Raw genomic sequence first — 26,961 nt, 5'->3', positions numbered from 1 at the left:
AATTAGTGCGCACGGCCTTGTTCAATACCAATCCCGGTCTGGGAACGGATGAACTGAGCACGGAATTTCTCACGTTCGAGATTGCCTTCCGGGCTGTTATCAGTGGCTGAGAACACCCAGATACCCACAAACGCCACCAGAATCGAGAACAGTGCCGGGTATTCGTACGGGAAGATGGCCGTTGCGTGACCCAGAACCTGCACCCAAACGGTTGGGCCGAGGATCATCAACAGCACCGCCGTAATCAGGCCGAGCCAGCCGCCAATCATCGCGCCACGCGTGGTCAGTTTTGACCAGTACATCGACAGCAGAATAATGGGGAAGTTACAGCTCGCGGCAATCGAGAATGCAAGTCCGACCATGAAGGCGATGTTTTGTTTCTCGAACAAAATCCCCAACAAGATTGCCACCACGCCCAACACCAGAACGGTGATTTTCGACACTCTCAGCTCATCACGTTCAGACGCACCTTTACGGAATACGTTAGCGTAAAGGTCATGCGAAACCGCAGACGCGCCTGCCAGCGTTAAACCTGCTACCACTGCAAGAATGGTGGCGAAGGCAACCGCCGAGATAAAGCCTAAGAACAAGCTGCCACCGACGGCGTTAGCCAGGTGAACCGCAGCCATGTTGTTACCACCAATCAATGCGCCAGCCGCATCTTTAAAGGCAGGGTTTGCCCCCACCAACATGATGGCGCCAAAGCCGATGATAAAGGTCAGGATGTAGAAATAACCCATAAAGCCGGTGGCAAACAGCACGCTTTTACGCGCTTCGCGGGCATCGCTCACGGTGAAGAAACGCATCAAAATGTGTGGCAAACCGGCGGTACCAAACATCAAACCTAATCCCAGCGACAGCGCTGATATTGGGTCTTTCACCAGCCCGCCAGGACTCATAATCGCCACACCTTTCGGGTGCACGGCAATGGCTTCGGCAAACAGATTGTTGAAGCTGAAGCCCACGTGTTTCATCACCATAAAGGCCATGAAACTTGCGCCGAACAGCAACAACACCGCTTTGATGATTTGCACCCAGGTGGTTGCCAGCATGCCGCCGAACAACACGTACATCACCATCAACACGCCAACCAGCACCACCGCAACATGGTAGTTCAGGCCAAACAGCAACTGGATAAGTTTACCCGCGCCGACCATTTGGGCAATCAGGTATAACGCGACGACCACCAGAGAACCGCAGGCCGACAGAATACGGATTGGCCCCTGCTTCAGGCGATAGGAAGCCACGTCAGCAAAGGTATATTTACCGAGGTTACGCAGGCGTTCAGCAATCAGGAACAGGATAATTGGCCAGCCGACCAAAAAGCCCAATGAGTAAATCAGGCCGTCGTAGCCGGAGGTAAATACCAGTGCCGAAATACCGAGGAACGAAGCGGCAGACATATAGTCACCCGCAATCGCCAGGCCATTCTGGAAGCCCGTAATATTGCCGCCCGCCGTGTAATAATCGCTACGCGTGCGGGTGCGTTTTGACGCCCAATAAGTAATACCCAACGTAAAGGCGACGAAAATCACGAACATGATAATTGCCTGCCAGTTGGTAGGCTGGCGTTGCACAGCCCCCGTAATAGCATCAGCGGCAAACGCAGAGGCTGGCAGGCTTAACAGCGGTGCGGCAGCAAGGCCGAGAAGACGTTTCATGATACCTTCACCTCGCGCAGCACAGCGTTATTCAGACGGTCAAATTCACCGTTCGCCCGCCAGACATAAACGCCCGTGAGGAAGAATGAAATCAGAATCACGCCAACCCCAATCGGAATGCCGCGGGTGACGGTGGTGCCTGCGTGCAAAGGTGTGCCCAGCCAGCCAGGCGCGAAGGCAATGAGCAGGATAAAGCTGATATAAATCACCAGCATGATGATGGACAAAATGGTGGCAAACCGTTGCCGTTTAGCGACTAACTCCCTGAAATGCGCACTGTCTTCTATCCGTTGATAAAGTTGATCACTCATCACAGATCTCTCCAGAGTAGGGGTTGGGTTTTTTATTGTTTTGTTTTGGCTCCTTCTCCTGGGGGAGAAGGTTGGGATGAGGGCATTTCACCATGGAAACTCCCTCACCCCGGCCCTCTCCAAAAAGGAGAGGGGAAGAGCAGTTAAGGCATGGTAATAGATTGTTTTTCTTCCAGTAACTTCTCAACAACGCCCGGATCGGCAAGCGTTGAAGTATCACCAAAGTTGCTGGTATCGCCGGCGGCGATTTTGCGCAAAATACGACGCATAATCTTGCCAGAGCGGGTTTTCGGTAGTGAATCTGTCCAGTGCAAAATATCCGGTGTGGCAAGTGGGCCAATCTCTTTACGCACCCAGTTTCGCACTTCGGTGTACAACTCAGGCGTTGGCTCTTCGCCGTGATTTAGCGTCACATAGGCATAAATCGCCTGGCCTTTAATGCTATGTGGAATGCCGACCACTGCCGCTTCGGCCACTTTTGGATGCGACACCAGCGCGGACTCGATTTCTGCGGTACCCAGACGGTGACCGGAAACGTTGAGCACATCGTCCACACGTCCGGTTATCCAGTAGTAACCGTCTTCGTCGCGACGTGCGCCGTCACCGCTGAAATACATGTTTTTGAAGGTCGAGAAATAGGTCTGCTCGAAACGTTCGTGGTCGCCAAACAGCGTGCGCGCCTGGCCTGGCCATGAATCGGTGATCACCAGGTTACCTTCGGTTGCACCTTGTTGCGGGTTGCCTTCGTTATCTACCAGCGCCGGTTGCACGCCAAAGAATGGACGAGTCGCGGAACCGGCTTTCAGCTCGGTGGCACCAGGCAGTGGCGTAATCATGAAACCGCCGGTTTCGGTCTGCCACCAGGTGTCGACTACCGGGCATTTCTCGTTACCAATTTTCTTCCAGTACCATTCCCACGCTTCCGGGTTGATAGGTTCACCCACGGAACCCAAAATGCGCAGCGACGAACGATCGGTATTTTCAATCGCTTTGTCACCTTCGGCCATTAAGGCGCGAATCGCAGTTGGCGCGGTATAAAGAATATTCACTTTATGTTTATCAACAACTTGTGCCATGCGGTTTGGTGCAGGCCAGTTTGGCACGCCTTCAAACATCAGCGTGATCGCACCACATGCCAGTGGGCCGTACAGCAAATAACTGTGGCCGGTGACCCAACCCACGTCGGCGGTACACCAGTAAACGTCGCCCTGATGGTAATCAAAGACATATTTAAAGGTGGTTGCGGCATAAACCAGGTAACCGCCGGTGGTGTGCAGCACGCCTTTTGGCTTGCCTGTTGAACCGGAGGTGTAAAGGATAAACAGCGGATCTTCGGCGTTCACTTCGACGGGCTGGTGGTGGGTGCTGGCTTTCTCAACCAATTCGCTCCACCACAAGTCGCGGCCTTCTTTCCACTCAATATTCCCGCCAGTACGTTTAAGCACAATCACGTGTTCAATAGTTTTAACGCCAGGGTTTTTCAGCGCTTCATCAACGTTTTTCTTCAGGGGAATCGAGCGTCCTGCACGAACGCCTTCGTCGGCGGTGATCACCAGCTTAGAGCTGGAATCGATAATGCGCCCGGCGACCGCTTCTGGTGAGAAGCCACCAAAAATCACCGAATGTACCGCGCCAATACGCGCGCAAGCCAGCATCGCAACGGCGGCTTCCGGCACCATCGGCATATAAATCGCCACCACATCGCCTTTCTTGATGCCGAGTTCTACCAGGGTATTGGCAAAACGGCACACTTCACGATGCAGTTCACGATAGGTAATGGTTTTGCTCTGGGTTGCGTCGTCGCCTTCCCAGATGATCGCGGTCTGATCTCCACGATCTTTAAGATGACGATCCAGGCAGTTGGCGGCCAGATTCAGCGTGCCGTCTTCATACCATTTGATTGACACGTTTCCAGGTGCGAAAGAGGTGTTTTTCACCTTTTTATAAGGTTTGATCCAATCAAGGATCTTCCCTTGCTCGCCCCAAAAAGCGTCGGGGTCATGCACCGAGTGTTGGTACATGGATTGGTACTGCTCCGGTGTTATCAGGCAATTGTCCGCGATATTGGCGGGAATGGCGTGTTTATGTATTTGGCTCATGGCTTTTTTTCTCCTTGTAGGATGTTAATAATATGTCAAGCAAACGTTAATTGTAGGGGCTTGGGGAGCTTTGTTTACTATTTGGGCGACAGATCACGCATTAATTAAATTGTTGAAAATCTAATCAATACATCCTGTGAGGCGGGGGACAAAAACGAAGGTTGGTGCTGAAATATCGGTATTTCTCGTCCTTTTTATTTCATCGCCGCTAAAGTGTTAATAAAGTAAATATAACTAGTCATTTACTCTATTAGGCATAGAATTTCTGTGTACTGAAAATTATGAAATATTTACTAAATTTTAATTGATTAGGATATGAGATGGTTAGTGAAGCTTTAGTACAACTCGCAATGAACACACTCTCCTGTAGTCAGAAGCAACTGGCAATTCAATTAGGAGTATCACCTACTCAAATTAGTAAATGGAAGAAAGGTGAACATATGTCCATGGATATGGAGAAAAAATTCCGTCAGTTAACCGCTATTGGAGAAAAAGAACCCGAATTTGTACTTTGGGCTGGCTCTATTGAAAATGCTGATAAATGGGATGCACTCATTCACTATCTTGCAGAAACAGCCCATGAAGGTGCTGAAACTGGATATAACACGGATCCTTTAATGGATGAAGAGGGGCTTCTTAGCTGGGATATTTTCAGGGTTTTGCATGAAATGGGAGTCAAGTTACCTAAAACTTTCCCTCCAGAGCTAGAAATAGATAAAGAAAGTGAAGAGTTTTGGGATTTGGTCGAAGACAATTTTCACTCGGCTCTGATTAAGCGGATTTTCAATTCTCTTAATGACGTCTATGGATTCTATTCGGCATTTATTGATGAGTTTATGGATGATGAAAGTATGGATCTTGCTGACTCCGTAGCAGTAAATATAGAGCCATGTCTTATGTCATTAGCTGCATCTAAAATTGAAGTAAGTTCAAAAATGGCTCCAAATTTTTTAAAATTCAAATACCGCGTAACCCAAGAATATGAAGGCTGGATAGCAATAGTTAAGGACAGAGCATTCCGTGCAGGAGTTCCGTTAAGAGCTGAGTTAATGGACATGATTTATAAGTCGAGTAGTACACTTGGCGTTGAGGCGGAAGCAGAAAGTCTTGGATTTAATTCAAATAGAATTCATCCCGATATTTATATGAATGAGCTACTGGTTGGAATGAGAATGATTCATCAGGTTTTGCCTGTAATTATGAAAAAGCTTGAGATATATGATGAGTTTCAATTAGATTGCTCGGAGCTATGTATTGGGGAAGAGCGGAGTCAGGATGTTAAAAGTGCTCAAAACTAAAAGACCCCACCAAAGGTAGGGCCTGAGAATCGCGTTGCCTGATTGTGCGCAACTAGAACCTACGTGAGGGGAAGTAGACAGCACAAGCAATTGCGTAGGATGTTAATCACTCATCATCTGAGTGTCAACTTCTATGTTGCAACTACTTGGATAGAGATCGGAGTGAGCAGGATGCCGCAAACCACGAATTACGAATCAATCATCACTTTGATTTCAAACCCAAGATTATGTGGTTACCAAAATACTTTTAAAACTACCAACGATAGTGAACTCTATGGAATTTATATCTGGGCACAGCATGCGGCGGCTTCACTTTATCCTTTATTACAAAATCTTGAGATTTCATTGCGTAATGCGATAGATAGAGAGGCAAAGGCTCGATTTGGTCTCTATTGGTGGGATCAAATAGGAAAGAATGTTCAGGGTGATACGCTACCGAAGTTCCTGGTGAATATTGATAAAGCTAAAAGAACGCTTGAGATTGAGCGACGAAAAAAAGAGGCGCGTAGAAAAAGCCCTTTGGACCCGTTCATTCAAAATCAGTGGACACATGATCAAATTTTAGCGGCTACTGATTTTAGTACATGGCATTTTATTTTAAGTAATGATTTTTGTTCATTATCCCCAAAAGATAATGCCAATTATCTATGGCCTAAGTCACTTGGCAAGGTATTTCGAAACTATTCATCAATAACACCAAACTCAAAGTACGCAAGAAAAGAGATTGGGGATCTTATCTTTGAACTCCGTGAGTACCGGAATCGATTATTCCATCATGAACCTGTTTGGAATAAAGCGCCCAATGTGAGTGACGCTCGTTCAGCAATTGATACGATAAGAATGAAAATTAACAAAATTGAGCGATTGGTTAATTCTCTTGATAAAGGTTTGCTGACAATTTTGTATAAGGTTGGTTTATTCGATAATGCCCGTAGAGTTTGCTCCCTGGATGAGTTAAATATATATAGATATACCAAGCCATATTGCACGATGACAGATGCTCAACATTCTCTTCTGGATGAATATTGCCAGATTGCCGATCTGAAAAATGAAACAGTAATTTGGGAGTACAAAAATAACGTATTCGGATTAAATAAAATTCGCTGAAGAGTCTTTCATCGCTTCTTTGGAGGTACATGACGTACGAAAATTAAAAAGCACCAGCAAGAATCGCTAGTGCTTTCCGTGTCATGTGCAGTCAGTTATTAACCCGCCGCGCTTTCGCGCAAACTGGCTTTTAGCTTGTTGTACTCGTCAATCACATACTGTTCAGCAGCTTTCTGATCGGCAATCGGCTCGACGCGCACAGCACAGTACTTGTACTCCGGCGTTTTAGTAATCGGGCTGAGGTTTTCAGTCACCAGCTCGTTACAGGCACCAATCCACCACTGATACGTCATATAAACGGCGCCTTTATTAGGGCGTTCGCTTACATTCGCACGGGTGATGACGCGACCTTTGCGAGAATTGACCCAAATCAGCGCTTCATCTTCAATGCCCAAACGAGCGGCATCGTCGATGTGGATTTGCGCATAACCTGGTTCATCTGCCAGGGCTGCCAGGGCTGCACAGTTACCGGTCATTGAACGGCAAGAGTAGTGGCCCACTTCACGCACCGTGGAAAGTACCATTGGGTACTCTTCGGTGACTTTGTCGATTGGCGGTGCCCAGTCGCAAGTGAAGAACTCGCCCAGACCGTTTTCGCGGTCAAACTTACCGTCATACAGGAACGAGGTTCCCTGGTCGCTTTCAGCTACATCGCGGCAAGGCCACTGGATATAACCCAGTTCACCCATTTTCTCGTAAGTGGCACCGTAGAAATCCGGGCACAGACCACGCAACTCATCCCAAATTTCCTGGGTGTTGTTGTAGTGCATCTGGTAGCCCATACGGGTGGCAATTTCACTGATAATCTGCCAGTCCGTTTTCAGGTCCCACTTCGGCTCCACAGCTTTAAAGAAGCGCTGGAAACCACGGTCAGCGGCGGTATAAACGCCTTCATGTTCGCCCCACGAGGTAGACGGCAAAATTACATCGGCCGCCGCCGCGGTTTTGGTCATGAAGATGTCCTGCACAATGACCAGTTCCATATCGGCAAACGCCTGACGAACTGCCGAAAGCTCGGCATCCGTTTGCAGCGGATCTTCACCCATAATGTAAGCTGCGCGAACTTCGCCATGTGCCACACGGTGAGGTATCTCACTGATGCGATAGCCCGTGTGAGCCGGTAGCGATGGCACGCCCCAGGCTTTGGCGAACTTCTCGCGGCTGACTTCGTCTTTCACGTACTGGTAGCCAGGATAGGTATCCGGCAGTGCGCCCATATCGCAAGCACCCTGAACGTTGTTCTGGCCGCGAACCGGGTTCACGCCAACATTCGCTTTACCCAGGTTACCGGTCATCAGCGCAAGGCTGGTCAGCGAGCGCACAGTTTCCACGCCCTGATAGAACTGGGTGACACCCATGCCCCACAGAATGGTGGCCGTTTTTGCGTTCGCATACATACGCGCTGCGCCGCGAATTTCCGCCGCGGTCACGCCGGTAATTTCTTCAACGGACTCAGGCGTGTAGCCCGCAACAATTTTGCGATACTCGTCGAAACCTTCAGTACGCGAAGCCACGAAGGACTGGTCATATAGATTTTCTTCGATAATCACATGCCCGATTGCGTTAAGCAGGGCGATGTTAGAACCATTTTTTAACTGCAAATGCATGTCAGCGATGCGCGCGGTTTCAATTTTACGCGGATCGACCACAATGATTTGCGCCCCTTTTTGCTTCGCGCGGATGACACGGTTAGCAACGATAGGGTGTGAATCTGCCGGGTTATACCCGAACACAAACACTAAATCGGTATCCTCAATCTCGACGATTGAGTTGCTCATAGCGCCGTTACCGACCGATTGGTGCAGACCTGCAACCGATGGGCCGTGTCAGACGCGTGCGCAGCAGTCAACGTTATTGGTACCAATAACGGCGCGCGCAAACTTTTGCATAACATAGTTGGTTTCGTTGCCAGTACCACGGGAAGAACCGGTGGTCATGATGGCATCGGAGCCGTGTTTCGCTTTGATTTCACTCAGACGAGTACTGACGTAGTTCAGTGCTTCATCCCAGGAAACGTTTTCGAGTTTGCCGCCCTTCTGGCGACGAATCATTGGTGATTTGAGGCGCGGAGTGAGGATTTTAGTATCGTTAATAAAATCCCAGCCGTAGTAACCCTTCAGGCAAAGATCGCCCTGGTTGGTTTTACCTTGAGCTGCTTCCGCCTTGACGACTTTGCCGTTATCGACCACGAGATTGATTTTGCAACCCGAGGCACAATAGGGGCAAACCGTGACGACTTTTTTCATCAGTGTTGCTCCAGTCAATATTGCTTACCTTGCAACTTTCTATGCATTATCTATGCCACATAGAAAGAGTGGGAATTACAGGCATCTTACGGTGATAAAAGCAGCAAAACCCTGACGAAAAACAGGACATCGTCAAAAGTGACGTGTCGAGCGGAACACGGTTTGTGACACCGGTTGAAAATTCAACATGGGTATTTATCTTTTGTGCGGCACTCCTTCCACAATCACCCACACTTACCCCATGTCTCTTTTCATCCTCCGGAGTTCAATAATGAAGCCTGCCATTTTGCTGGTGGATGACGATTTGGCGATCTGCGAGGTGCTGCGCGATGTGCTCAATGAGCACGTGTTTGAGGTGAGGGTTTGCCACTCCGGGAATGACGCGCAGACTGCGATTGCTCAGCACCCAGAAATCGCCCTGGTGCTGCTGGATATGATCCTGCCGGATATTAACGGGTTACTGGTGCTGCAACATATTCAGCGTCAGCGTCCTGATTTACCGGTAGTAATGCTAACTGGCCTTGGCAGCGAATCCGATGTAGTCGTGGGGCTGGAGATGGGCGCCGATGACTACATCGCCAAACCGTTCAACCCGCGTGTGGTGGTGGCGCGTGTTAAAGCGGTGCTACGGCGTTCTGGCGCACTGGCGGTGGAAACGACGACGACAAAAAGCAGCGGCCTGCATTTCAACGGTTGGCGGCTGGACACCGAACGTTGTCAGTTATTGAATGCTGCCCATGAACAAGTCGACCTCACCCAGGGCGAATACGGCTTACTGTTGGCATTAATGCAAAATTCTCGCAAAGTATTATCGCGTGAACGACTGCTGGAGTTGACCCACAGCGAAAGCCTTGAAGTCTTCGACAGAACGATTGATGTGCTGATTATGCGCCTGCGGCGAAAAATAGAATTAAACCCGCATCAGCCCGCTTTAATCCGCACCATTCGCGGTATTGGCTATGTATTTTCCGCTGATGTTATTCAGGCGGAGAATAATGCGGCTTGAATTATAAATAATAAATGGGTGCTTAAGACTTTTCCCTGCATTCCTTCACAAGTTGGGTGGGGCGAACCCCGCCCGGATAGCTTTACTATTCGGAGCAGGCCAGCCTGGCCGCTACCTCCTGTTTATCATTCCTTATTTTCACTTCGCATAAATTACGGCGTGTTAATAAGGTAATTGCTATTAATGTTAAGCAAACAATTAATAAAAATATGACAACAGTCTTTGTAGGCTTCATGCCTTTTTACTCCTTGCCTTGCGGCGAGTAAGAGGCTAACCTCAACTTGTTGGGAGTTGAGGATCAGCCTCGGGTTGTACTGACCCCATTTAGTTGGACAGTTAAACACAAGGCTCATAGGTCTGAGTTCGGTATTCAATGGGACTCAGACCTTTTAATTTCAGACTAATTCTTCTGCTGTTGTAGTATTCAATATATTCGATCACAGCATCTTTTAGTTCGCTTATATTACTGAACTCATCAAGATAAAAACATTCCGACTTAAGTGTTCCGAAAAAACACTCAACAACTGCATTATCCAGGCAATTTCCCTTCCTGGACATACTCTGTATAACTCCATGTTCCTTAAGTATATTGTGATATCTTCTCATACGATACTGCCATCCTTGATCAGAGTGCAGGACTGGATGTTCGTGTGGCTTAAGTTTTTCAAACGCCTGATCAAGCATATTCTCGACCATGTTCATTACTGGCCTTTCAGATATGCTGTAAGAGATAACTTCGTTATTGAAGAGATCGATTACAGGAGACAGATACAGCTTACGTCCCTTCACAGCAAATTCAGTCACATCAGTAACCCACTTTTCGTTTGGCCGGGTTGCCCTGAAGTCCCTCTGTAAAACGTTAGGAGCGGTCTGCCCTGTTTCTCCTCTGTAGGAGCTGTAGCGTTTGATTTTTATTGCCGCTTTCAACGAAAGGGTACCCATCAGTCGCTGCACTGCTTTATGGTTGATTTTCTCTCCATATCGTCTGAGAGACAGCGTTACCCTACGATACCCATAACGACCTCTATTCTCGTGATAGATCTCACCAATGCGCTTTTTAACGTCCGCATACTTATCAGGTTTACTCAGCATTTTGAGATGGTAGTAAAACGTACTACGCGGCATCTGGGCAGCCTTGAGAAGCTCATCGAGAGGATAGCATTGCCTTAGCTCATTGATCACTTTCACTTTTTCACGGGATGAGCTAAGGCTTTCAGCTTTTTTAGATAGGTAAGCCGCATTTCAAGGAACCGGACTTGTCTTTCAAGATCTTCAATGCGTCGATCTTTTGAGCGTTCCAATGCTAATGCAGCTTTTTCTGGATCATCCTTCATCTCTATATTTCTTTTTGTACCGATCTTGAGAGAGCGTAACCCTTCTTCTCCGTGCTCTTCATACACTTTCAGCCATTTGGCTACTGAACCACTTCCAGCAAGCATAAAATGAGCTGCAGCCTGATTGAGAGACATATGTTGCTCGGTAACAGCTTTAACTACCTGCACGCGCAACTCTGGATCAGCGGAAACACCTTTAGGTTTGGGAATTAAACCCTCTTCTCCATGCTTTTCATAGAGGGCAGCCCACATCCTAACCTGAGTTCTGGGAACCCCAAATCGGGCAGAGATGATCCGGTAACCATCATCAGTGGTGAAGTAGTGCTTAACAACCTCAAGACGTTTCTCAAAGGAGTATTTTTGCTTTGCCATATAAGGGACTATTCCATTTTATAGTCCAACTAAATGGGTGCAGTGCAGGTTAACGTTAAAGTTGCCCGGGGCTTTCTTATTCTTAAAGTTTAAGAATATCCCTCACTTATGCTCAGGACAGAAAGCCCTAAGCACCCGCCGCATAGTTTACTGAGTTTTTATTTATTAGATATTAAATTGCTAATGTAATTCATTTATCATGATTACATTGTTCTGGAATATCCCTCGCAAATAATCTTAATCATATTGATGTCGTGATTATTAGTTGAAGGCTTAATAAATCTCAACTCCGCTCACTAATAAAACTCTGCAATTCCGTTAATGTTTTTGCGCCATCGATCGCATTTGCACATAACAAATTCGCGCGAGCGCAGGCATGGGCTAATTTCAGGCTATCGACCAGCGGCCATTTTTCATGGCAGCCATATAATATTCCGGCGCAAAAAGCGTCACCCGCACCAACGCTGCCGACAATTTCCTCTTGAGCCAACATAAACGACGGCACCCATGTACCTTCGCCTCCACGTTCTATGCCCCATGCACCTTCCGGGCAATGAATCACTACTCTTTGCTTCACACCCGATTCCAGCAGCAACGTTGCCGCTTGCGCAATATTTTCGACATGCGGTGCACCGTTAGCATGGCGGATGTCCAGCCCGCTAAACTCACCGGCTTCCAGTTCATTAATCACCAGGTAATCCAGCCAGCGCAGGGCAGGGAGCACCATCGGGCGGTAACGCGGGTCGCCCTGACGCGAGACTAAATCCAGCGAGGTTTCATAGCCTTGCAGGGACATCATGGCCAACAATCGGGCGCTGCGTGTGCCGTATTCCGCATCTTCCATATCAAGACTATCAAGCAGCAACAAATAGCCGAGGTGGAAGATTTTGAAGGATGTTTCAAGGCGGTCAAAGGCGGGTAAATCAAGCAAACGATTAGCGCCAGGCGAGTGGAAAAACGTGCGTTGCCCGCTCGGGTCGGTCATTACTTGCGACATCGACGTTGGCGCGAAAGTAGTGCGGTGCACATGCTGGCGATTGACATGATACTGATCCAACATGGCCATAATATAGTCGCCGTCATGATCGTCACCGACCAATCCCACAGCTTGCAGCGGTAGCCCGACATGCATTTTTGCCAGCGTCAGCAACACATTTAACGGCGCGCCGCCAGTTGAGCGTTCACTGTGAACGATTTCCGCCAGCCACCCGCGCTGCGGCCATTGCACAATTTGATGTACATGGTCGACCAACATATTTCCGGCGGCGATAATCCCGCTGCGCTCTGTCATAACCTCTCCTTACGCCTTTCCTGAACTGCCAAAAATCTGCATTTGTTGCGCGACGACATCGGTAATCGCCTCTTCAATACCCAGCAATAACTCGGCGAACTCGTCATAAATGGCGTGACGTTGATTCATGCGTTGCTCGATGGCACCGAGGGCCGCTTGCGACATGCCGGTATAGAAATTTATCTTGTGAATACCAAGGGTTATCGCTTTGCGAAAATCCTCATCGCTGATGCCTGAACCGCCATGTAATACCAGCGGCAGGCCGGTTTGTTGGCGAATCGCCGCCAGACGGTCGAAATCGAGTTTTGGCTCGCCTTTATACTTGCCGTGGGCGTTGCCAATGGCGACCGCCAGCGTGTCGATGCCAGTTCTGTCGACAAAATCACGCGCCACTGCCGGGTCGGTAAATTTGTTGCTGTCGGCCTCGCCATACAGCGCACCGCCTTCGTCACCGCCCACTGCGCCCAGTTCGGCTTCGACCGAGACCCCCACCGCGTGGCACATCTTCACCACTTCTCTGGTCTGGCGGACGTTCTCTTCATATTCAAGTGTAGAACCATCGAACATCACTGAGCTAAAACCGAGGCGTAAAGCGCGAACTACCGCTTCAAAATGCAGGCCATGGTCGAGATTGAGCACCAGCGGAATATCGTGGCGAGCTGCTTCGAATTTGACGGCTTCGACCAGTGATTCCAGCGACACATACTTAAAATGTACTTCGGCAATGTTGATGATAAACGGCGAGTTTTCTTGTTTTGCAGCGGCAAAAAGGGCGCGCAGAAAATGGCTGTCCAGAACGTTAAAAGCGCCGAGTGCATAGCCGTTTGCGCGGGCATGAGCCAGGCCATCTGCGAGCGATATCAAAGCCATAATAGTTTCCCCTGGTGTTGGGACAAAATGGTTGAAAATTAAAGGTATTGGCGATATTCATTGCACAGCAATTGCTGGATTGGCGCGTCTTCAATGATGGAATTAAAGCGCTCAAGCGGTTTGAGAAAACGGTTGTCGCGGTCGTCATCATTGACCATCGACACTTCGCCAACCAGCACGTCGCCGTAACCCGCCTCTCCCCAGAAACTGTGGTAAATACCGGGCACCAGGCAAATGCTCTCACCGGGTGACAGGCGCAACTGGCTGCCTGCGGCGTGAGTCTGGCGACAGCCATCGATAACCACAGTGACATCGCTGTCTTCGGTCTGCTCGAACTGATCGGAATTCCACAGTTCGACAATCAAATTACCGCCGCCGCGATTGATAATGTCCTCGCGTTTGCGCCAGTGAAAATGCATCGGCGTGAGTTGCCTTTCGCGCACATGGATGATTTTTTCGGCGTAGCATTTGGCATAGGGTGCGCCATCGGGTGAGCCGTTACGCAGGGTGAAAAGCGTCAGCCCCTGAGCCAAAAAATCGCTGCCGCCAAAAGCGGTCACGTCCCATCCCAGTTTGAGATTGAACACCTCTTGCCAGATTTGTTTATCCGTCTGCTGCCATTTAGCCAGGTTATACGAGGCGAATGGCGGCAAATGAACATCGTGCTGCATAAAGAAATGGCGTGTTTGCGCGAGGATCTGGTTTATTTCGGAGCGTTTCATTTTGTCTCCTTTCAACAACCCTCACCCTGGCCCTCTCCCGGAGGGAGAGGGAACAGGTCGGTTTTCCCCTCTCCTTTGGGAGAGGGTTGGGGTGAGGGGAAAAGTTATTTCACCGTCCAACCCTTATACGTCCCGATATTATTTTTATCGATCATGGTTACTGGAATCAGCACCGGCTCTTTCGGCGCAGGCTTGCCTTGCAGAATGTCGTAACCAATCTCAACCGCTTTGGCAGCCATCACTTGCGGGTCTTGCGCAGGTGTGGCGACAAACAGCGTATTTCCGCCGCGTTTCAGGGCTTCTTCCGCATCAGGGCTGCCATCCACACCAACGATGAAGAACTCGTTACGTTGGGCTTGTTTCGCTGCCAGATCGGCACCGATCGCTGTCGGATCGTTGATCGCAAACACGCCGTCGATCTTCGGATTTGCCGCCAGCAAAGAAGTCATCACTTCAAGTCCACCTTCGCGGCTGCCTTTGGCGTTCTGGTTAGAAGAAAGGATCTTGATATCAGGATGCTTTTTAAACTCGGTTTCGCAGCCTTCTACACGGTTCTGCACGGCGGAAACCGGCGGCCCGTTGATGATCACCACGTTGCCTTTGTTTTTCAGGCGATCCGCAATGTACTTACAGGCGATTTCACCCGCCTGAGTGTTGTTCGAGGTGATCGTCGCATCCGCCCCTTCCGCTGCCACGTCCACCGCAACCACCACGATCCCCGCGTCTTTCGCACGTTTCACCGCCGGGCCGATCCCTTTGGAATCCGCCGCGTTCAAAATGATCATGTCGACTTTGGCGGCGATAAAATTATCAATTTGAGAAACCTGTTGGCCGAGATCGTAACCGCTGGAAACCAGCGTCACTTTCACGTTATCTCCCGCAAGCTTACGGGCTTCCAGTTCGGCACCTTTGGTTATCTGCACGAAGAACGGGTTGGCGAGGTCACCCACCGTCACCCCGATGGATTTCAGCTCTTTTGCCTGAACAAACGGTACGGCGGCAATCATGAGTGCTGCAGCTAGTATCTTCAAACGCATGGTGAATCTCCTGTCTGGTTTTGTCGGATGACGCTCACGCTTATCCGACCTACGAAAGAGCATGGTTATCGGTTTGGTAGGGTGGATAAGCGATAGCGTCATCCACCGTTTACGTTATGCACTTTGATGGTGGCGGGTACGGTATTTGTCGATCAGCACCGCAATGATGATCACCGCACCCTTGATCACCAGTTGCCAGAAATACGAGACGCCCATTAGCGTCATACCATTGTTGAGCGTGGCAATAATCAGCGCGCCGACCAGCGTGCCGGTAATGGTGCCAATCCCGCCGACGAAGCTAGTGCCGCCGAGGATCACCGCAGCGATAGCATCCAGCTCATAACCGGTGCCAAGATTGCCGTTGGCGCTATACAACCGCGAGGCGCTCATCACCCCGCCCAGCCCGGAAAGCAGCCCGCTCATGCCATACACGAACAGCAACACCATCCAGACTTTAATGCCCGTCAGACGGGCGGCCTGCATGTTGCCGCCGACCGCGTAAATATGAACGCCGAGCGTGGTGCGCCGCAGAATGAACCAACAGACGACAATCACCGCCAGCGCAATCACCACCAGCCACGGAATCGGCCCGAGATACGCATTGCCAATCCATTCAAAATTGATATTCGAGTTAATCACCGTGGTGCCGTCAGCCAGCAAATAGGCCGCACCGCGTAATGCCGTATAGGTGCCGAGGGTGACAATAAACGGCGGTAATCCAGCCCAGGCCACCAGCATGCCGTTAAACAACCCAAGCCCGGTGCCCATCATCAGCGCGGCAGGAATCGACAGTGATTCCCAACCCGGCATGAGTGAAACCACCATCGCCGTCACCGCCGTGGTACCCAAAATAGAGCCAACGGAAAGGTCGATACCACCGGTCAAAATAATGAACGTCATCCCCGCCGCGAGAACGATATTGATCGACGACTGGCGGGCGATATTCAGCAGGTTAGATTCGGTAAAAAAGTTCGGCGTGATAAACCCAAAAATGGCGACGATCAGGATCAATATCGGCAAAATGCCGACAGTTTGCATCAAATCGCCGAACAGCGCTTTTTTCAGCGAGGCGGATTTGGCGACTTGTTGTGGTGTGGTTGGGCTAGCCATGGTGAATCCCCTTTTTATGGGCATCTTCAACGCCCGTTGCCAGCGTCATAATATTCTCTTGAGTGATCTCGGCGGGGTGCAATTCGCCCGCGATACTGCCTTCGCGCATCACATAAACCCGGTCACTCATGCCGACGATTTCCGGCAACTCGCTGGAGATCATCAGGATCGCCACGCCTTGTTTCGCCATCTGGCTCATGATCCGGTAGATCTCGCTTTTCGCCCCGACATCCACGCCGCGCGTCGGTTCATCGAGGATCAAAATACGCGGGCCGATCGCCACCCAGCGCGAGATCAGCAGTTTTTGCTGATTACCGCCGGATAACCCGCCAGCCCGCACTTGCGCGTGCGGCACTCGGATATTCAGCAGGCTGATAGCATCGTCAGAAATGGTCTGGGCTTTTTTGCGATCCAGCCAACCGTAGTGTGCATCGCGTTCCAGCGTCGCCATGGTGATGTTGTCTTGTGCGGCGAGTTCGAGGAACAAACCCTGCTCTTTGCGGTTCTCGGTCAGGAAACCGATCCCGTAGTGAATAGCTTCACGCGGTGAATGAATCTTCACCGGCTTGCCATCAATTTCGATGTTGCCGCCGGTCGATTTGCGCACGCCAAAAATCAGCTGTGCCAGCTCGGAACGTCCGGCACCCACCAGCCCCGCCAGCCCGACGATTTCACCGGATTTCACTTGCAGACTGACCGGCTGCACTTTTGCGCCATCCGTCAGGTGGTGAACGTTCAGGCGCACATTCCCCTGCGGAATATCGCGTTCTTTATTGAACAGATCGCTTAGCGGGCGGCCGACCATCATGCGCACCAGTTCGTTAGCGTTGAGGTTTTCACGCGTCAGACTGCCGACGTATTGCCCGTCGCGCAGCACGCTGACGCGGTCAGACAGTTCGTACACTTCCGCCATGCGGTGGCTGATATAGATAATCGCCATCCCTTCATCGCGCAGCCGCATAATCAGCTCGAACAGGCGGTGCGTTTCACGGGACGACAGTGCGGCGGTGGGTTCATCCATCACTAAAATGCGGCTGTTACGGTGCAGTGCGCGGGCGATTTCCACCTGCTGCTGCTCGGCAATCGTCAGGCGCGAGACTAAATCGCTGGCCTTAAACTGTGCGCCGAGGCGGTCGATAACCGTCTGCGCCTGCATCAGCATCTCTTTGCGCTTCACTAAACCGGCGCGTGAAAGCTCGCTGCCGAGGAAAATATTTTCTGCCACGGTGAGGTTAGGGGCGAGCTGCATTTCCTGGTAAATCAGCGTGATGCCGGCGTTTAACGCATCTTTTGGCCCCTTGATGCTGTACGGTTCGCCGTTAATTAAAATCTCGCCGCTGGTGGCGGTATACGCCCCGGCAAGGATTTTCATCAGCGTGCTTTTACCGGCGCCGTTTTCCCCCATTAAGGCGTGTATTTCGCCGGGGAACACCGTTAAATCGACCCCTTTCAACGCAAAAAATTTGCCGAATGACTTGGCAATATTGCGCATCTCCAGAATGGGAACGTGACTCATGTCGCAGCTCCTGCAGGTAAGGTTTCGATTGCTGCCAGTTGAACACGTCTAAGTAAATGCAAAATGTCAGAAGTCGTTCATATTTGTCATATTGGTGAACATCAAACGTAGCGTCATCCAGGCTGGTATATTGGGCTATTTCTCAAGATGCTTTGCAAGTTTCCATACACCCAGGATAACCATGACAATTGATAGTAATGTCAATTCCCCCCAATGTTCTGGAAAAAAACTGTAAGACAAGCAAGATAAAAGCACAATCAATGCGACAGGAAGATATGAATAAATGGTTTCTGTTTTAATCCAGTCGAAAATAAAGTTTTTGAGAAATTTTTTCATTTTACTATATCCCTTAATATGGTTATTGCATCTCTTTCACTAAGAGTGGTATTCAGATAGCCAATGTTCTTTTGCAGTACTGGCTCAATAATAAAATAAAGCATTTCTATATTTTCATTATGTAATATTTGATAAAAAGGAGGGTTAAGTAATTTCAATCTTCTTGCAGAAAGGGCGGCTTTTTGGACATAACTATAAAAACCAAGCAGTGTAAGAGTAACATTGCTTAACTTGGCGATTGCGGTACGGATTTTAGCCGTAAAACCTATCGATTCTGAAATAGACTTGGCAATTACATATGAGATAGTCGATTTTGTTACAAACCTGACTCTGTTTTTTGACAAATAACCTGTAATTTGAGTGATTATGTTTGTTCTGGAATTCTCATTGAAATTATCTAATACATATTTGACGTATAACTCAATCATATCAAGAATGACATCATTCCTCTTAAAGACTTCATTAATAGCGGCAATCATTCTTTTATCTTCTTCTCTTAGCTCCTGGCATACATCCTGATATTCATCAAAGAAACAGGCAGAGTACCATGTGGCTCTCTCTACACCAGAGTAGATACTACTCATGACTTCTTTGCTATTCTCCTGAAAAAGCTTTATTCCTTTCTCTAAGGATAATGCTATTTTTCTTTCTGCTTCCATATGTGCACGTAAATAATCCGAATGGTTCATTTATATAATCCTTTAACTGTTTTAACTACTCAGGATTGTTAAAAAACGCGATCCATCCACACACTATAAGAGCTGGTGCCAGCAGTACAATGTTCCCAACTTATTGCTTCATAAACAAATGAGATAGTTTCTTCCGCGAGTCCTTTACTGTCATCGACTACATGGGGGATATGGAGCTGTAAGTCACAAATATGTGCGCCGGTAAGTTTTATAATGTAATACAGCTCGTTTATACCAAAGCGATTGGTCCTATACACAGAGAATTTACAAGTTAATATTTCATTGTCATTAATAGATTTGCTCAATAATGGCGAGGATTTATCAACAGGTTTTTTGATGGTCAGGCATTGATGGTTGACGTTACTAATACGTGTTAGTCGGTGATTCAGTTCATACACCATAATTTGATCAAGATGTGCAATCTGTGATTTATTCCCAATTGAATCAAGGGACATACATCCTACAGATATTTTTCCTTGATTTTTACCGTTAAGTGTCAAATAGATTAAATTTGCCATAATCATTCCTTAATTTTATATAAAATATCAATAAGAAGAAGATGTTCATGTACTTTATTTATTTAACAGGCAGGGGCTTTACTTATGTCGCTGGGAATACTAGACATAGATTGAAGAATAAGGCAATTCAGTTTTCATATTGTGTGCCTGTCAGAAAAGGACAACTTTCTCCCTTGTGGTTAGAGGGTCAAAGCGAGGTACCAAACCAGCCACCGGAGCCAAACCATGCCTGCACCCCGCACACCGTTCCTCACCAGCGCTCGCGGACGCTTGCTGTCCTTTAACTTGCTGGTGGTGGCGGTGACCTTAATGGTGTGCGGCGTGGCAATTCTCGGCTTTAATCATGCCAGCCGTTTGCAGGAACAAGTGCAGGGGCAAACGCTCAGTGACATGTCCGGCAGCATGGAGTTGGCGCGGGATACCGCGAATGTGGCGACGGCGGCGGTGCGCCTCACGCAAGTGGTTGGTGCGCTGGAATATCAGAGCGAAGCGCAGCGTTTACAGCAAACCCAGCAGGCGTTGCAAAACTCGCTCAATCACCTGGCGAACGCGCCGCTCGCCAGCCATGAACCGCAGCTGGTCAAGCGCATCACCGAGCGCAGTAACGAACTGGAAAGCAGTGTTACGCGCATGCTGGAACTGGGGCATCGTCGCCATCTGGAACGTAACGCGCTGCTCAGTGCGCTGTATCAAAACCAAAGTTATCTGCATCATATTCAGGACATCAATGCCCGTGACGGACGGACGACGCCCGAAGCGCGGCTGTTAACGGAAATGGACCGCCTGATTCTGATTGCCATCCAAACCCCTTCGCCGAAAGCCACCGTGGTGCAACTCACCGAAGTCATGGCGCAGCTTCCGGCGCATGATGATTCACCGCTAGTCGATGAGATATTGCAGGAGTTCACCGCACATTTGCAGCAATTACTGCCACTTTCTCAGGCGCTGGATAACAGCGATTTGGGCATCTCGTGGTTTATGTATCACATCAAAGCGCTGGTGGCGTTTTTGAATGATGACATCAACCAGTACGTGCAAAAAGTGGCACAGGAGTCGCTCAACCGCAGCGAACAGAGCCATCAAGAGCTGCAATCGATGATTGCTTTTATTGGCCTGTTTGCCTTGCTGGCGCTGGTGATTACCGGCTTTGCGGGCTGGTATATCTATCGCAATCTTGGCTCGAACCTGACGGCAATTTCCCACGCCATGACACGGCTGGCGCGGGGGGAGCGCGATGTCAGCGTGCCTGCGTTGCAGCGCCGTGATGAACTGGGCGAGCTGGCGCGTGCCTTTAACGTGTTTGCGCGCAATACCGCCTCGCTGGAACACACCTCGAAATTACTGAAAGAAAAAAGCACTCAACTGGAAACCACTTTCCATGCCATGCGCGATGGTTTTGCGTTGTTCGATAACGACGGCATTTTGGTGGTGTGGAACCCGCAGTATCCGTTGCTGCTGGGGCTGGCAGCGGAACGTTTGCAGCGCGGGCAGCATTACATGAATCTGTTAAAACAGGTGTCGCCGCTCCAGGAACATATCCTTGAAAACCTCTCACGCCCGTTACCCAAACCACAGGAACTACGGCTTGCCGATAATCGCACTATCGAGCTGCGTTTTAGCCCGGTGCCGGGGCGCGGCATGGTGAACGTGGTGCTGGAGCGCACCGAGCGGAAAGCACTGGAAGAAGCACTGGTTCACAGCCAAAAAATGAAAGCAGTGGGGCAACTCACCGGCGGCCTGGCGCATGATTTCAATAATTTGCTGGCGGTGATTATCGGTAGTCTTGAGCTGACATCGGTGGATTCGTCAGATGCCACGCGCATTCAGCGTGCCTTAAAAGCCGCCGAACGCGGCGCGCAACTCACTCAGCGTCTGCTGGCCTTTTCGCGCAAACAATCGCTGCATCCTCATGCGGTGGCGATGAAAAACCTGCTGGAAAACCTCGACCCGCTGATTCGCCATTCACTTCCTGCGACGTTGACGCTGGAAATTGAAGCGCAGCATCCGGCGTGGCCGGCGTGGATCGATGTGAATCAACTTGAGAATGCGATTATCAATTTGGTAATGAATGCGCGTGATGCGATGGAAGGGCAAAGCGGCACGATTAAAATCCGCACCTGGAACCAACGAGTGGTGCGATCTGGCGGTAGCAAACAAGATATGGTGGCGCTGGAAGTGACCGACCGTGGGCATGGCATGTCGGCGGAAGTCAAAGCGCAAGCTTTTGAACCCTTCTTCACCACCAAACAGACTGGCAGCGGCAGTGGGCTGGGGTTGTCGATGGTGTATGGTTTTGTGCGCCAGTCCGGTGGGCGAGTGCAAATTGAAAGTGCGCCGGGACAGGGAACGTTAGTGCGCTTGCAACTGCCGCGTGCATCTGCGCAGGCCGTCAGTGAAACGGTGCCGCTAATGCTTGTGGAAAATCCGCTTCAGGACCAACTGGTGTTAGTGCTGGAAGATGAACACGATGTGCGCCAGACGCTGTGTGAGCAACTGCATCAACTGGGTTATTTGACACTGGAAACCAGCGACAGCCAGCAGGCGCTACAGTTTCTCAAAGAGGTGCCGGATATTCAGATTCTCATCAGCGATTTGATGTTACCGGGGCCGATGAACGGAGCTGATGTGGTGCAGCATGCGCGCGAGCATTATCCACATCTGACTTGCCTGTTGATCAGCGGGCAGGACCTGCGGCGTAGCGGGCAACAATTACCACCGGTCGAGCTTTTGCGTAAGCCGTTTAATCAGCAAAAACTGGCAAAAGTATTACGACGTGTTACTCAACTTGAAGTATGACGGGTGAATTGCAAATCAATGAAAAGGTCAGTTCCAAACAATTGACTCTGAGTCCAGAAGCGGACATTAATAGAACGACCCCTTCCAGTATCCCAGGAGGAAGGGGTGGGTTTTGGAATGTAACTTAGCCGCCTCATTAAATGATATGCACCTCATTGAGCATCCTGTAGCAAGGACTAAGCCCCTCTGCAAAGAGGGGCTGACTTTGGTCGCTGTTTGGTGGATGACGCCTGCGGCTTATTCCCCTACAAAACCCCCAAATTTTAATGTGCGTTGTTTGAAACTATTTGTTTTCGTAGGTCGGATAAGCGCAGCGTCATCCGACATTCATGCCAGGACGCTGCTGAAATTACCCCTCTTTGCCCATTCCCGTTTGCTGAATCAACATCAATGACACACTATTAAACCAACGATGCGCAAGACTCTGGCGCGAGCTTGCCACTGAAATATCCGCGAGATTTTCCCGGTTCAACACTGCCGCTTTACCATCACCTTCAATCGATACGCGATACCAAACCCCTTGCGGGCGCAAATCTTTGGCCTGCGCCGTCGGGTTTAATGCCACCGGCCCGCCATGCTCTTTCGCTAAAAGCAACGAAGGCAGGCGCGTCACCACATTATGGTCGATGGACACCACGCGCCCGATAAGCGGTTGCCACTCGCCAGGTTGATAAATCCTGGCTGTTGCACCTACCCGTAAACGCGCCAGATCCTCTTCCCCGACCAGCGCTTTCACCCGCCAGCGATCGGCATTCACCAGCGTGGCGATATGCGTGGATGCTGAGATCCAGCTTCCAGGCTGCAAAGAAAGATCGCGATCTTCAATGCGCCCATTCGAGGCGGCAACTAACCGCAGGCGCAGCAATTCGCTATTCCCCGCGCTTTGTTGCAGTGAATACTGGCGTGCCATTTGATCCGCCAGCACCTGTTTGGCGGGGCCGTCTTTCTCCAGCCCTAACGCACCACGGGCGCTGTATTCCCAGGCGCGGCGCATTTCTTCGGCCTTACGTTGCGAGGTTTCTGGCAACGGTGCAATCAGCTCAAACAGCGGTTGCCCAGCTTTTACTTGCTGGCCGTCGGTGACAAAAACTTTCTCAAGGCGTGCGCTGTAGGGCGTGTAAATCGGTTGCACAAAACCGGCTTCCACTACACCTGGCAGGCTCACTTTATTTGACCACGGCACAAAAATAACCAGCAGCGCGGCAATAGCAATCAGCAGCAACCTGCGGCGATAAAACGGCTGGCTTTCCTCGCGTCTGGCCCAACAGTGTTTGATCTCTTTGATCATCGGTTGCACCACAAAAGTGACAATTTCTACCAAAAATAAAATCACGCCCAGCGCTTTAAAAAAGGCGTGATACACCACCACCGCAATGCCGATAAACAGCAGCAGGCGGTAAATCCAGGTGGCAAAAGCGAACAGCGTCAGAAAGCGCGCAAAGGCCGGAGTGACGTTATCGGGTGCGGGATCGTTAATGCCAAACAGGTGCCAGCGCATCGCTCGTTTTGCCCAGTTTCCGGCGCGTTCGTGCAGGCCGGGGAAATCGAGCATATCGCTGAGAATGTAGTAGCCGTCAAAGCGCATAAACGGGCTGGCGTTGACCACCACTGTCATCACCCAGGCGGTGGTCGCCAGGAAAAACAGCGCGTTTTTGATGCTGCCTTCCGGTGCGAATGACCACAGCAACGTCGCCCATGCCGCCAGCACCAGCTCGGAGACAATCCCGGCGGCGGCGATTTTTAGCCGATCGCGCGAACGAAACAGCTTCCAGCTTTCGCCGGTGTCGGTGTAGGCCATCGGCAGCATCACCAGCAACGCAACACCCATATGCCCAACCCGCACACCGTGGCGCGTGGCGGTTAACGCGTGCCCCATTTCATGCCAGCATTTGGAAAACACCAGCGCGATAGCAAAGGCCGCCGCACCTTGCCAGCTCACCGAATTATGCAGCGTGGCAACCACGGTATCCCACTGGCGCGCCGCCAGCACAATGCCGGCCATCGCCACTAACAGCGTCAGCCACAAGAAAGTTTTGCTGAACAGCGGCTGCAACCACGGCAGCGCTTTACGCAGGGCTTTTTCAGGGTGAATCAACGGAATACGAATAAACAAATAACTGTGCAACAGCCATTTCCACACCGATGACGCCGGGCGATAACGCGCAGTGCGCAGCAATTGTTGCTGCTGCAAAAACAGCACAAACGCTTTGACGTCCTCTTCATCCACATTCAGCGTGGTGTGTTGATTAATCGCCTGTGCGATTTTTGCGGTATCAGCCAGTTGCCAGCGTTTGAGAATTTCGATTTCCAGCCAGCCGAGGCGGAAAAACAGGTTGCGCACCGGATCGGCCAAATGCCAGGCCGGCGAACCATCGCGGTTGCTGCCTGCGCTATTGAGGCGCAGTTCATCACGCAGCGCAGGCCACGGCGGCGCTGTGGCGGCACCGCTTATCACCAGCCGCTCCCGGCACGCAAGGTGGCGATAGGGCGGCGCAGCAACAGGTAACCGAGCATTGCCCAGTCACCGGTCACTCGCGCGGTTCCTTGTAAGCCAATACGCGCCACTTCTGGTTTACCTTCAAGCGTGCCGCGCAGCAAATAACTGGCCACGCCGTTGGGCGCTTCAACGGTTTGATAGCCTGCGTAATCCAGTTTCGCGCTAAAAGAATCGAGCGGGGCGACTTTCAAAAATACCGTCATCGGTGCGCCGCGATTCAGGTTGGTGGATTCGCTGACCGGTGCCCAGGCGCGCACGCCGAGGCTATTGGGGTCAGCCAGCAGGCCAATACGCTCACCCGTTTGCACCGGGCGGCCAGCCCAGTCATCCGGGTCGGAATAGACGAAAACGCCGTTGCCTGGGGCGCGAATCGTGAGTTTATCGATGTCACGGACTATCGACTCCACTTCCACTTTTTTCTCGCGCCATTTGCCTTCGGCCATCGCCAGTTCTGACTTGGCCTGTTGATCTTCAATCGCTTGCTGAGAAGCCTGATGCAGCGTGGTTTCAGCGGTTTCCAGCTCCGCCTGTGCCACCGCCAGCCGGTTATGCAGCGTGGTGTCGTCGAGAGTCGCCAGCACCTGGTCTTTCACTACATCGCTGTTTGGCAACACCACCATGCGCTTAATCACCCCGGAATCGGGCGCGGCAATCACTTCACTTTGCAGCGAGATAATTTCCGCTGGCACCAGCGTGTATTCGCGCACCGGAATACACAGCACCAGCAGCACTGCCAGCAGGATATAAGCGAGGCGGCGTCCGGTGTTGCGCTGCCAGAATTGCTTAAAGCGCGACGGGCGCGCGGTTAACGCCCACCAGGCGTAACCGTACAAACCGCTCAGTTGCAGCAGGGTAAATTCTGGCGATGCTGGAGCCAGCGAGGTTGGCCACGGTTCGTCGCGCCCTAAAAACCACAACGCGTGTATTTCGCCGTCGGCACCGGTGAGCGGCAGTACCCAAACCTGCGGCGGCAACCACTCGTTCCACAGCTTAGCCAGCGTTTCGCTTAATTGTGCGGGTGCCAGCGCCAGCACGCGGGCTTCCGGCGGTAAGGCTCGGCAATGTGGCGCAATTTCCTGCGCCACATCCGCCAGCCATAAGGCATACGGCGTGTTGTTGTCGGTATCGCTCAGCCCTGAATGGGCCACCAGTTTGGCGCGGTTATTGGGTGCAAGCGACAGCAGTGCGGCCTGGCGGTAATCCACCAGTTGGCGCGTTTCATTACAGATAGCAAACCCGAGTTCAGCGGCATTGCTGATGGTTTCGACTCGGGCGGCCAGTTGGTAAAAAGCTACACTGCTGGTCACGAATTGGCAGTCCCGCTTTTCAGGCAACGGTTTTCATCCGGCGGGCAAACCGCTACCGCTTGTCCGCTCATGCCGGGTAATACGTCGTCGGTTTTGTCCGGGAAGCGGGTTTCGATTTCGATGGTCTGGCTAACGGCATCCACTTTGCCGCTAATGTGCGTCACCGTGAGCGGATATTGTTTGCCGGTTTCACCGACCGAGGCATTCAGCTGCGAGCCGATTTTTAGCCACGGCACCCAGCTTGACGGCACGTTTAACCGTGCGCGCAAAGTCCCGCTGCCGACCAGATCAATCACTGGCGCACCCGCACCAATCCCCTGGCCTTCTTTGACATAGATTTTAGCGACGCGCCCATTGAATGGAGCCACGAAGCGGCACTGCGCCAGTTGGGCGTCAAATATCCCCATCTGGCCTTTGGTGCGGTTCACTTCGGAAGCGGCTAAGCCCACTTCCAGTGCCGCAGCCGATTGTAATCCTTGCAGTTTAGCTTTGGCTTCATAGCGCAGTTGGGCGGCGTGAAACTCCGCTTCAGCGGCATTTTTGCGGGCTACCAGGTCGCTACAATCCATGTTCGCCAGCAGTTTGCCTTGCGTGACGGTATCGCCCAACTGGACGTTAATTTTCGCCATCCGCCCAGGAACCACGCTGGAAAGCGGGCTTTCACGATTGGCGAGTACCAGGAAGCGCACCGCAGCGGAGCCATCCGCGGCAAACGCGGGCGCGGATAAGCAGGAAAGTGCGCAGATCAACCCGACCATCCATTTTTGTCGGATGACGCTGTTGTTTTTGTAGGGTGGATAAGCGTTAGCGTCATCCACCATTATTTTTGTCTTCATAA

Annotated in this window: 21 protein-coding genes; 4 read left to right on the top strand and 17 right to left on the bottom strand. The window is 50.8% G+C overall.

Translation table 11 applies throughout. The features are described from left to right. Positions 1 to 2 precede the first annotated feature (2 nt). The 3 genes from actP to acs all read right to left on the bottom strand — a co-directional run bounded on the left by actP (position 3) and on the right by acs (position 4,071). Positions 3 to 1,661 (bottom strand): cation/acetate symporter ActP, encoded by a 1,659-nt coding sequence (gene actP, locus D8682_RS13865; RefSeq protein ID WP_064541152.1) that lies wholly within the window; start codon positions 1,659 to 1,661, stop codon positions 3 to 5. Next, positions 1,658 to 1,972, bottom strand: a complete 315-nt coding sequence (locus D8682_RS13860) for a DUF485 domain-containing protein (RefSeq protein WP_064515424.1) — start codon at positions 1,970 to 1,972, stop codon at positions 1,658 to 1,660. The genes actP and D8682_RS13860 overlap by 4 nt, the downstream gene beginning before the upstream one ends. 143 nt (positions 1,973 to 2,115) lie before the next feature. Then, positions 2,116 to 4,071, bottom strand: a complete 1,956-nt coding sequence (acs, locus tag D8682_RS13855; RefSeq protein ID WP_121814521.1) for an acetate--CoA ligase — start codon at positions 4,069 to 4,071, stop codon at positions 2,116 to 2,118. A 320-nt stretch (positions 4,072 to 4,391) separates the two neighbouring features. Here acs and D8682_RS13850 point away from each other — a divergent pair, with 320 nt between their 5' ends. Beyond that, the gene (locus D8682_RS13850) at positions 4,392 to 5,369 is read left to right on the top strand and encodes a helix-turn-helix transcriptional regulator (protein WP_121814520.1); all 978 of its coding nucleotides are present in this window, start codon (positions 4,392 to 4,394) and stop codon (positions 5,367 to 5,369) included. 171 nt (positions 5,370 to 5,540) lie between these two features. Then, the gene (locus tag D8682_RS13845) at positions 5,541 to 6,476 is read left to right on the top strand and encodes an Abi family protein (RefSeq protein WP_162303019.1); all 936 of its coding nucleotides are present in this window, start codon (positions 5,541 to 5,543) and stop codon (positions 6,474 to 6,476) included. 98 nt (positions 6,477 to 6,574) lie between these two features. Here D8682_RS13845 and fdhF read toward each other — a convergent pair whose 3' ends face one another. Next, a complete protein-coding gene (gene fdhF / locus D8682_RS13840; RefSeq protein ID WP_083963226.1) occupies positions 6,575 to 8,722 on the bottom strand; it encodes a formate dehydrogenase subunit alpha in 2,148 nt (715 codons plus the stop codon). A gap of 271 nt (positions 8,723 to 8,993) precedes the next feature. Between fdhF and D8682_RS13835 the strand changes: the two genes are divergently transcribed. Continuing rightward, on the top strand, positions 8,994 to 9,728 hold the full coding sequence (locus D8682_RS13835) for a response regulator transcription factor (protein ID WP_121814518.1): 735 nt from the start codon (positions 8,994 to 8,996) through the stop codon (positions 9,726 to 9,728). An 85-nt stretch (positions 9,729 to 9,813) separates the two neighbouring features. Here D8682_RS13835 and D8682_RS13830 read toward each other — a convergent pair whose 3' ends face one another. The 10 genes from D8682_RS13830 to D8682_RS13780 form a co-directional block, all read right to left on the bottom strand. After that, positions 9,814 to 9,963: a Hok/Gef family protein gene (locus D8682_RS13830; RefSeq protein ID WP_121814517.1), complete on the bottom strand. Its 150-nt coding sequence runs from the start codon at positions 9,961 to 9,963 to the stop codon at positions 9,814 to 9,816. A 101-nt stretch (positions 9,964 to 10,064) separates the two neighbouring features. Beyond that, positions 10,065 to 11,434, bottom strand: a protein-coding gene (locus tag D8682_RS13825; RefSeq protein WP_121814516.1) for an IS3 family transposase whose coding sequence is annotated in 2 segments (ribosomal slippage) — positions 10,065 to 10,954 and positions 10,954 to 11,434 — 1,371 coding nt in all. Because the reading frame shifts where the segments join, the coding sequence is not laid out codon by codon here. A gap of 283 nt (positions 11,435 to 11,717) precedes the next feature. Continuing rightward, complete coding sequence (locus D8682_RS13820) at positions 11,718 to 12,725, bottom strand: carbohydrate kinase family protein (RefSeq protein ID WP_121814515.1); 1,008 nt, start codon at positions 12,723 to 12,725, stop codon at positions 11,718 to 11,720. A 9-nt stretch (positions 12,726 to 12,734) separates the two neighbouring features. Continuing rightward, a complete protein-coding gene (locus D8682_RS13815) occupies positions 12,735 to 13,595 on the bottom strand; it encodes a ketose 1,6-bisphosphate aldolase (RefSeq protein ID WP_064541136.1) in 861 nt (286 codons plus the stop codon). A 38-nt stretch (positions 13,596 to 13,633) separates the two neighbouring features. Beyond that, positions 13,634 to 14,317, bottom strand: coding sequence for a D-lyxose/D-mannose family sugar isomerase (locus tag D8682_RS13810; RefSeq protein WP_064541133.1), 684 nt, complete (start codon positions 14,315 to 14,317; stop codon positions 13,634 to 13,636). 104 nt (positions 14,318 to 14,421) lie between these two features. Continuing rightward, positions 14,422 to 15,354 (bottom strand): ABC transporter substrate-binding protein, encoded by a 933-nt coding sequence (locus D8682_RS13805; protein ID WP_064541130.1) that lies wholly within the window; start codon positions 15,352 to 15,354, stop codon positions 14,422 to 14,424. 114 nt (positions 15,355 to 15,468) lie between these two features. Beyond that, a complete protein-coding gene (locus tag D8682_RS13800; protein WP_064541127.1) occupies positions 15,469 to 16,464 on the bottom strand; it encodes a COG4158 family protein in 996 nt (331 codons plus the stop codon). Then, positions 16,457 to 17,980: a sugar ABC transporter ATP-binding protein gene (locus D8682_RS13795; RefSeq protein WP_121814514.1), complete on the bottom strand. Its 1,524-nt coding sequence runs from the start codon at positions 17,978 to 17,980 to the stop codon at positions 16,457 to 16,459. The genes D8682_RS13800 and D8682_RS13795 overlap by 8 nt, the downstream gene beginning before the upstream one ends. 332 nt (positions 17,981 to 18,312) lie before the next feature. Continuing rightward, complete coding sequence (locus D8682_RS13785) at positions 18,313 to 19,005, bottom strand: hypothetical protein (protein ID WP_121814512.1); 693 nt, start codon at positions 19,003 to 19,005, stop codon at positions 18,313 to 18,315. Between the two features lie 38 nt (positions 19,006 to 19,043). Next, positions 19,044 to 19,523, bottom strand: a complete 480-nt coding sequence (locus D8682_RS13780) for an Hcp family type VI secretion system effector (protein ID WP_064541114.1) — start codon at positions 19,521 to 19,523, stop codon at positions 19,044 to 19,046. Between the two features lie 225 nt (positions 19,524 to 19,748). Here D8682_RS13780 and D8682_RS13775 point away from each other — a divergent pair, with 225 nt between their 5' ends. Next, entirely contained in the window at positions 19,749 to 22,319 is a 2,571-nt protein-coding gene (locus D8682_RS13775) for an ATP-binding protein (RefSeq protein ID WP_121814511.1), read from the top strand. 349 nt (positions 22,320 to 22,668) lie between these two features. Here D8682_RS13775 and D8682_RS13770 read toward each other — a convergent pair whose 3' ends face one another. From D8682_RS13770 to D8682_RS13760, 3 genes are read right to left on the bottom strand one after another with little or no spacing between them, the layout of a single operon-like run. Then, positions 22,669 to 24,774 (bottom strand): HlyD family efflux transporter periplasmic adaptor subunit, encoded by a 2,106-nt coding sequence (locus tag D8682_RS13770; RefSeq protein ID WP_238392847.1) that lies wholly within the window; start codon positions 24,772 to 24,774, stop codon positions 22,669 to 22,671. Further along, complete coding sequence (locus D8682_RS13765; RefSeq protein WP_121814509.1) at positions 24,771 to 26,123, bottom strand: efflux RND transporter periplasmic adaptor subunit; 1,353 nt, start codon at positions 26,121 to 26,123, stop codon at positions 24,771 to 24,773. The genes D8682_RS13770 and D8682_RS13765 overlap by 4 nt, the downstream gene beginning before the upstream one ends. Further along, entirely contained in the window at positions 26,120 to 26,959 is an 840-nt protein-coding gene (locus D8682_RS13760; RefSeq protein ID WP_083963222.1) for an efflux RND transporter periplasmic adaptor subunit, read from the bottom strand. The genes D8682_RS13765 and D8682_RS13760 overlap by 4 nt, the downstream gene beginning before the upstream one ends. Between the last annotated feature and the right edge of the window lie 2 nt (positions 26,960 to 26,961).

Source organism: Buttiauxella sp. 3AFRM03 (assembly GCF_003675305.1).
Classification (GTDB): Bacteria; Pseudomonadota; Gammaproteobacteria; order Enterobacterales; family Enterobacteriaceae; genus Buttiauxella; species Buttiauxella ferragutiae.
The sequence above is the reverse complement of the archived record's forward strand: the minus strand, read 5'-3'. Positions and strand labels throughout refer to the sequence as shown.

Bases quoted from the DNA above. Each gene is read 5' to 3' on its own strand.
- actP (WP_064541152.1), bottom strand. From the start codon at position 1,661: ATGAAACGTCTTCTCGGCCTTGCTGCCGCACCGCTGTTAAGCCTGCCA.
- D8682_RS13860 (WP_064515424.1), bottom strand. From the start codon at position 1,972: ATGAGTGATCAACTTTATCAACGGATAGAAGACAGTGCGCATTTCAGG.
- acs (WP_121814521.1), bottom strand. From the start codon at position 4,071: ATGAGCCAAATACATAAACACGCCATTCCCGCCAATATCGCGGACAAT.
- D8682_RS13850 (WP_121814520.1), top strand. From the start codon at position 4,392: ATGGTTAGTGAAGCTTTAGTACAACTCGCAATGAACACACTCTCCTGT.
- D8682_RS13845 (WP_162303019.1), top strand. From the start codon at position 5,541: ATGCCGCAAACCACGAATTACGAATCAATCATCACTTTGATTTCAAAC.
- D8682_RS13835 (WP_121814518.1), top strand. From the start codon at position 8,994: ATGAAGCCTGCCATTTTGCTGGTGGATGACGATTTGGCGATCTGCGAG.
- D8682_RS13830 (WP_121814517.1), bottom strand. From the start codon at position 9,963: ATGAAGCCTACAAAGACTGTTGTCATATTTTTATTAATTGTTTGCTTA.
- D8682_RS13820 (WP_121814515.1), bottom strand. From the start codon at position 12,725: ATGACAGAGCGCAGCGGGATTATCGCCGCCGGAAATATGTTGGTCGAC.
- D8682_RS13815 (WP_064541136.1), bottom strand. From the start codon at position 13,595: ATGGCTTTGATATCGCTCGCAGATGGCCTGGCTCATGCCCGCGCAAAC.
- D8682_RS13810 (WP_064541133.1), bottom strand. From the start codon at position 14,317: ATGAAACGCTCCGAAATAAACCAGATCCTCGCGCAAACACGCCATTTC.
- D8682_RS13805 (WP_064541130.1), bottom strand. From the start codon at position 15,354: ATGCGTTTGAAGATACTAGCTGCAGCACTCATGATTGCCGCCGTACCG.
- D8682_RS13800 (WP_064541127.1), bottom strand. From the start codon at position 16,464: ATGGCTAGCCCAACCACACCACAACAAGTCGCCAAATCCGCCTCGCTG.
- D8682_RS13795 (WP_121814514.1), bottom strand. From the start codon at position 17,980: ATGAGTCACGTTCCCATTCTGGAGATGCGCAATATTGCCAAGTCATTC.
- D8682_RS13785 (WP_121814512.1), bottom strand. From the start codon at position 19,005: ATGAACCATTCGGATTATTTACGTGCACATATGGAAGCAGAAAGAAAA.
- D8682_RS13780 (WP_064541114.1), bottom strand. From the start codon at position 19,523: ATGGCAAATTTAATCTATTTGACACTTAACGGTAAAAATCAAGGAAAA.
- D8682_RS13775 (WP_121814511.1), top strand. From the start codon at position 19,749: ATGCCTGCACCCCGCACACCGTTCCTCACCAGCGCTCGCGGACGCTTG.
- D8682_RS13760 (WP_083963222.1), bottom strand. From the start codon at position 26,959: ATGAAGACAAAAATAATGGTGGATGACGCTAACGCTTATCCACCCTAC.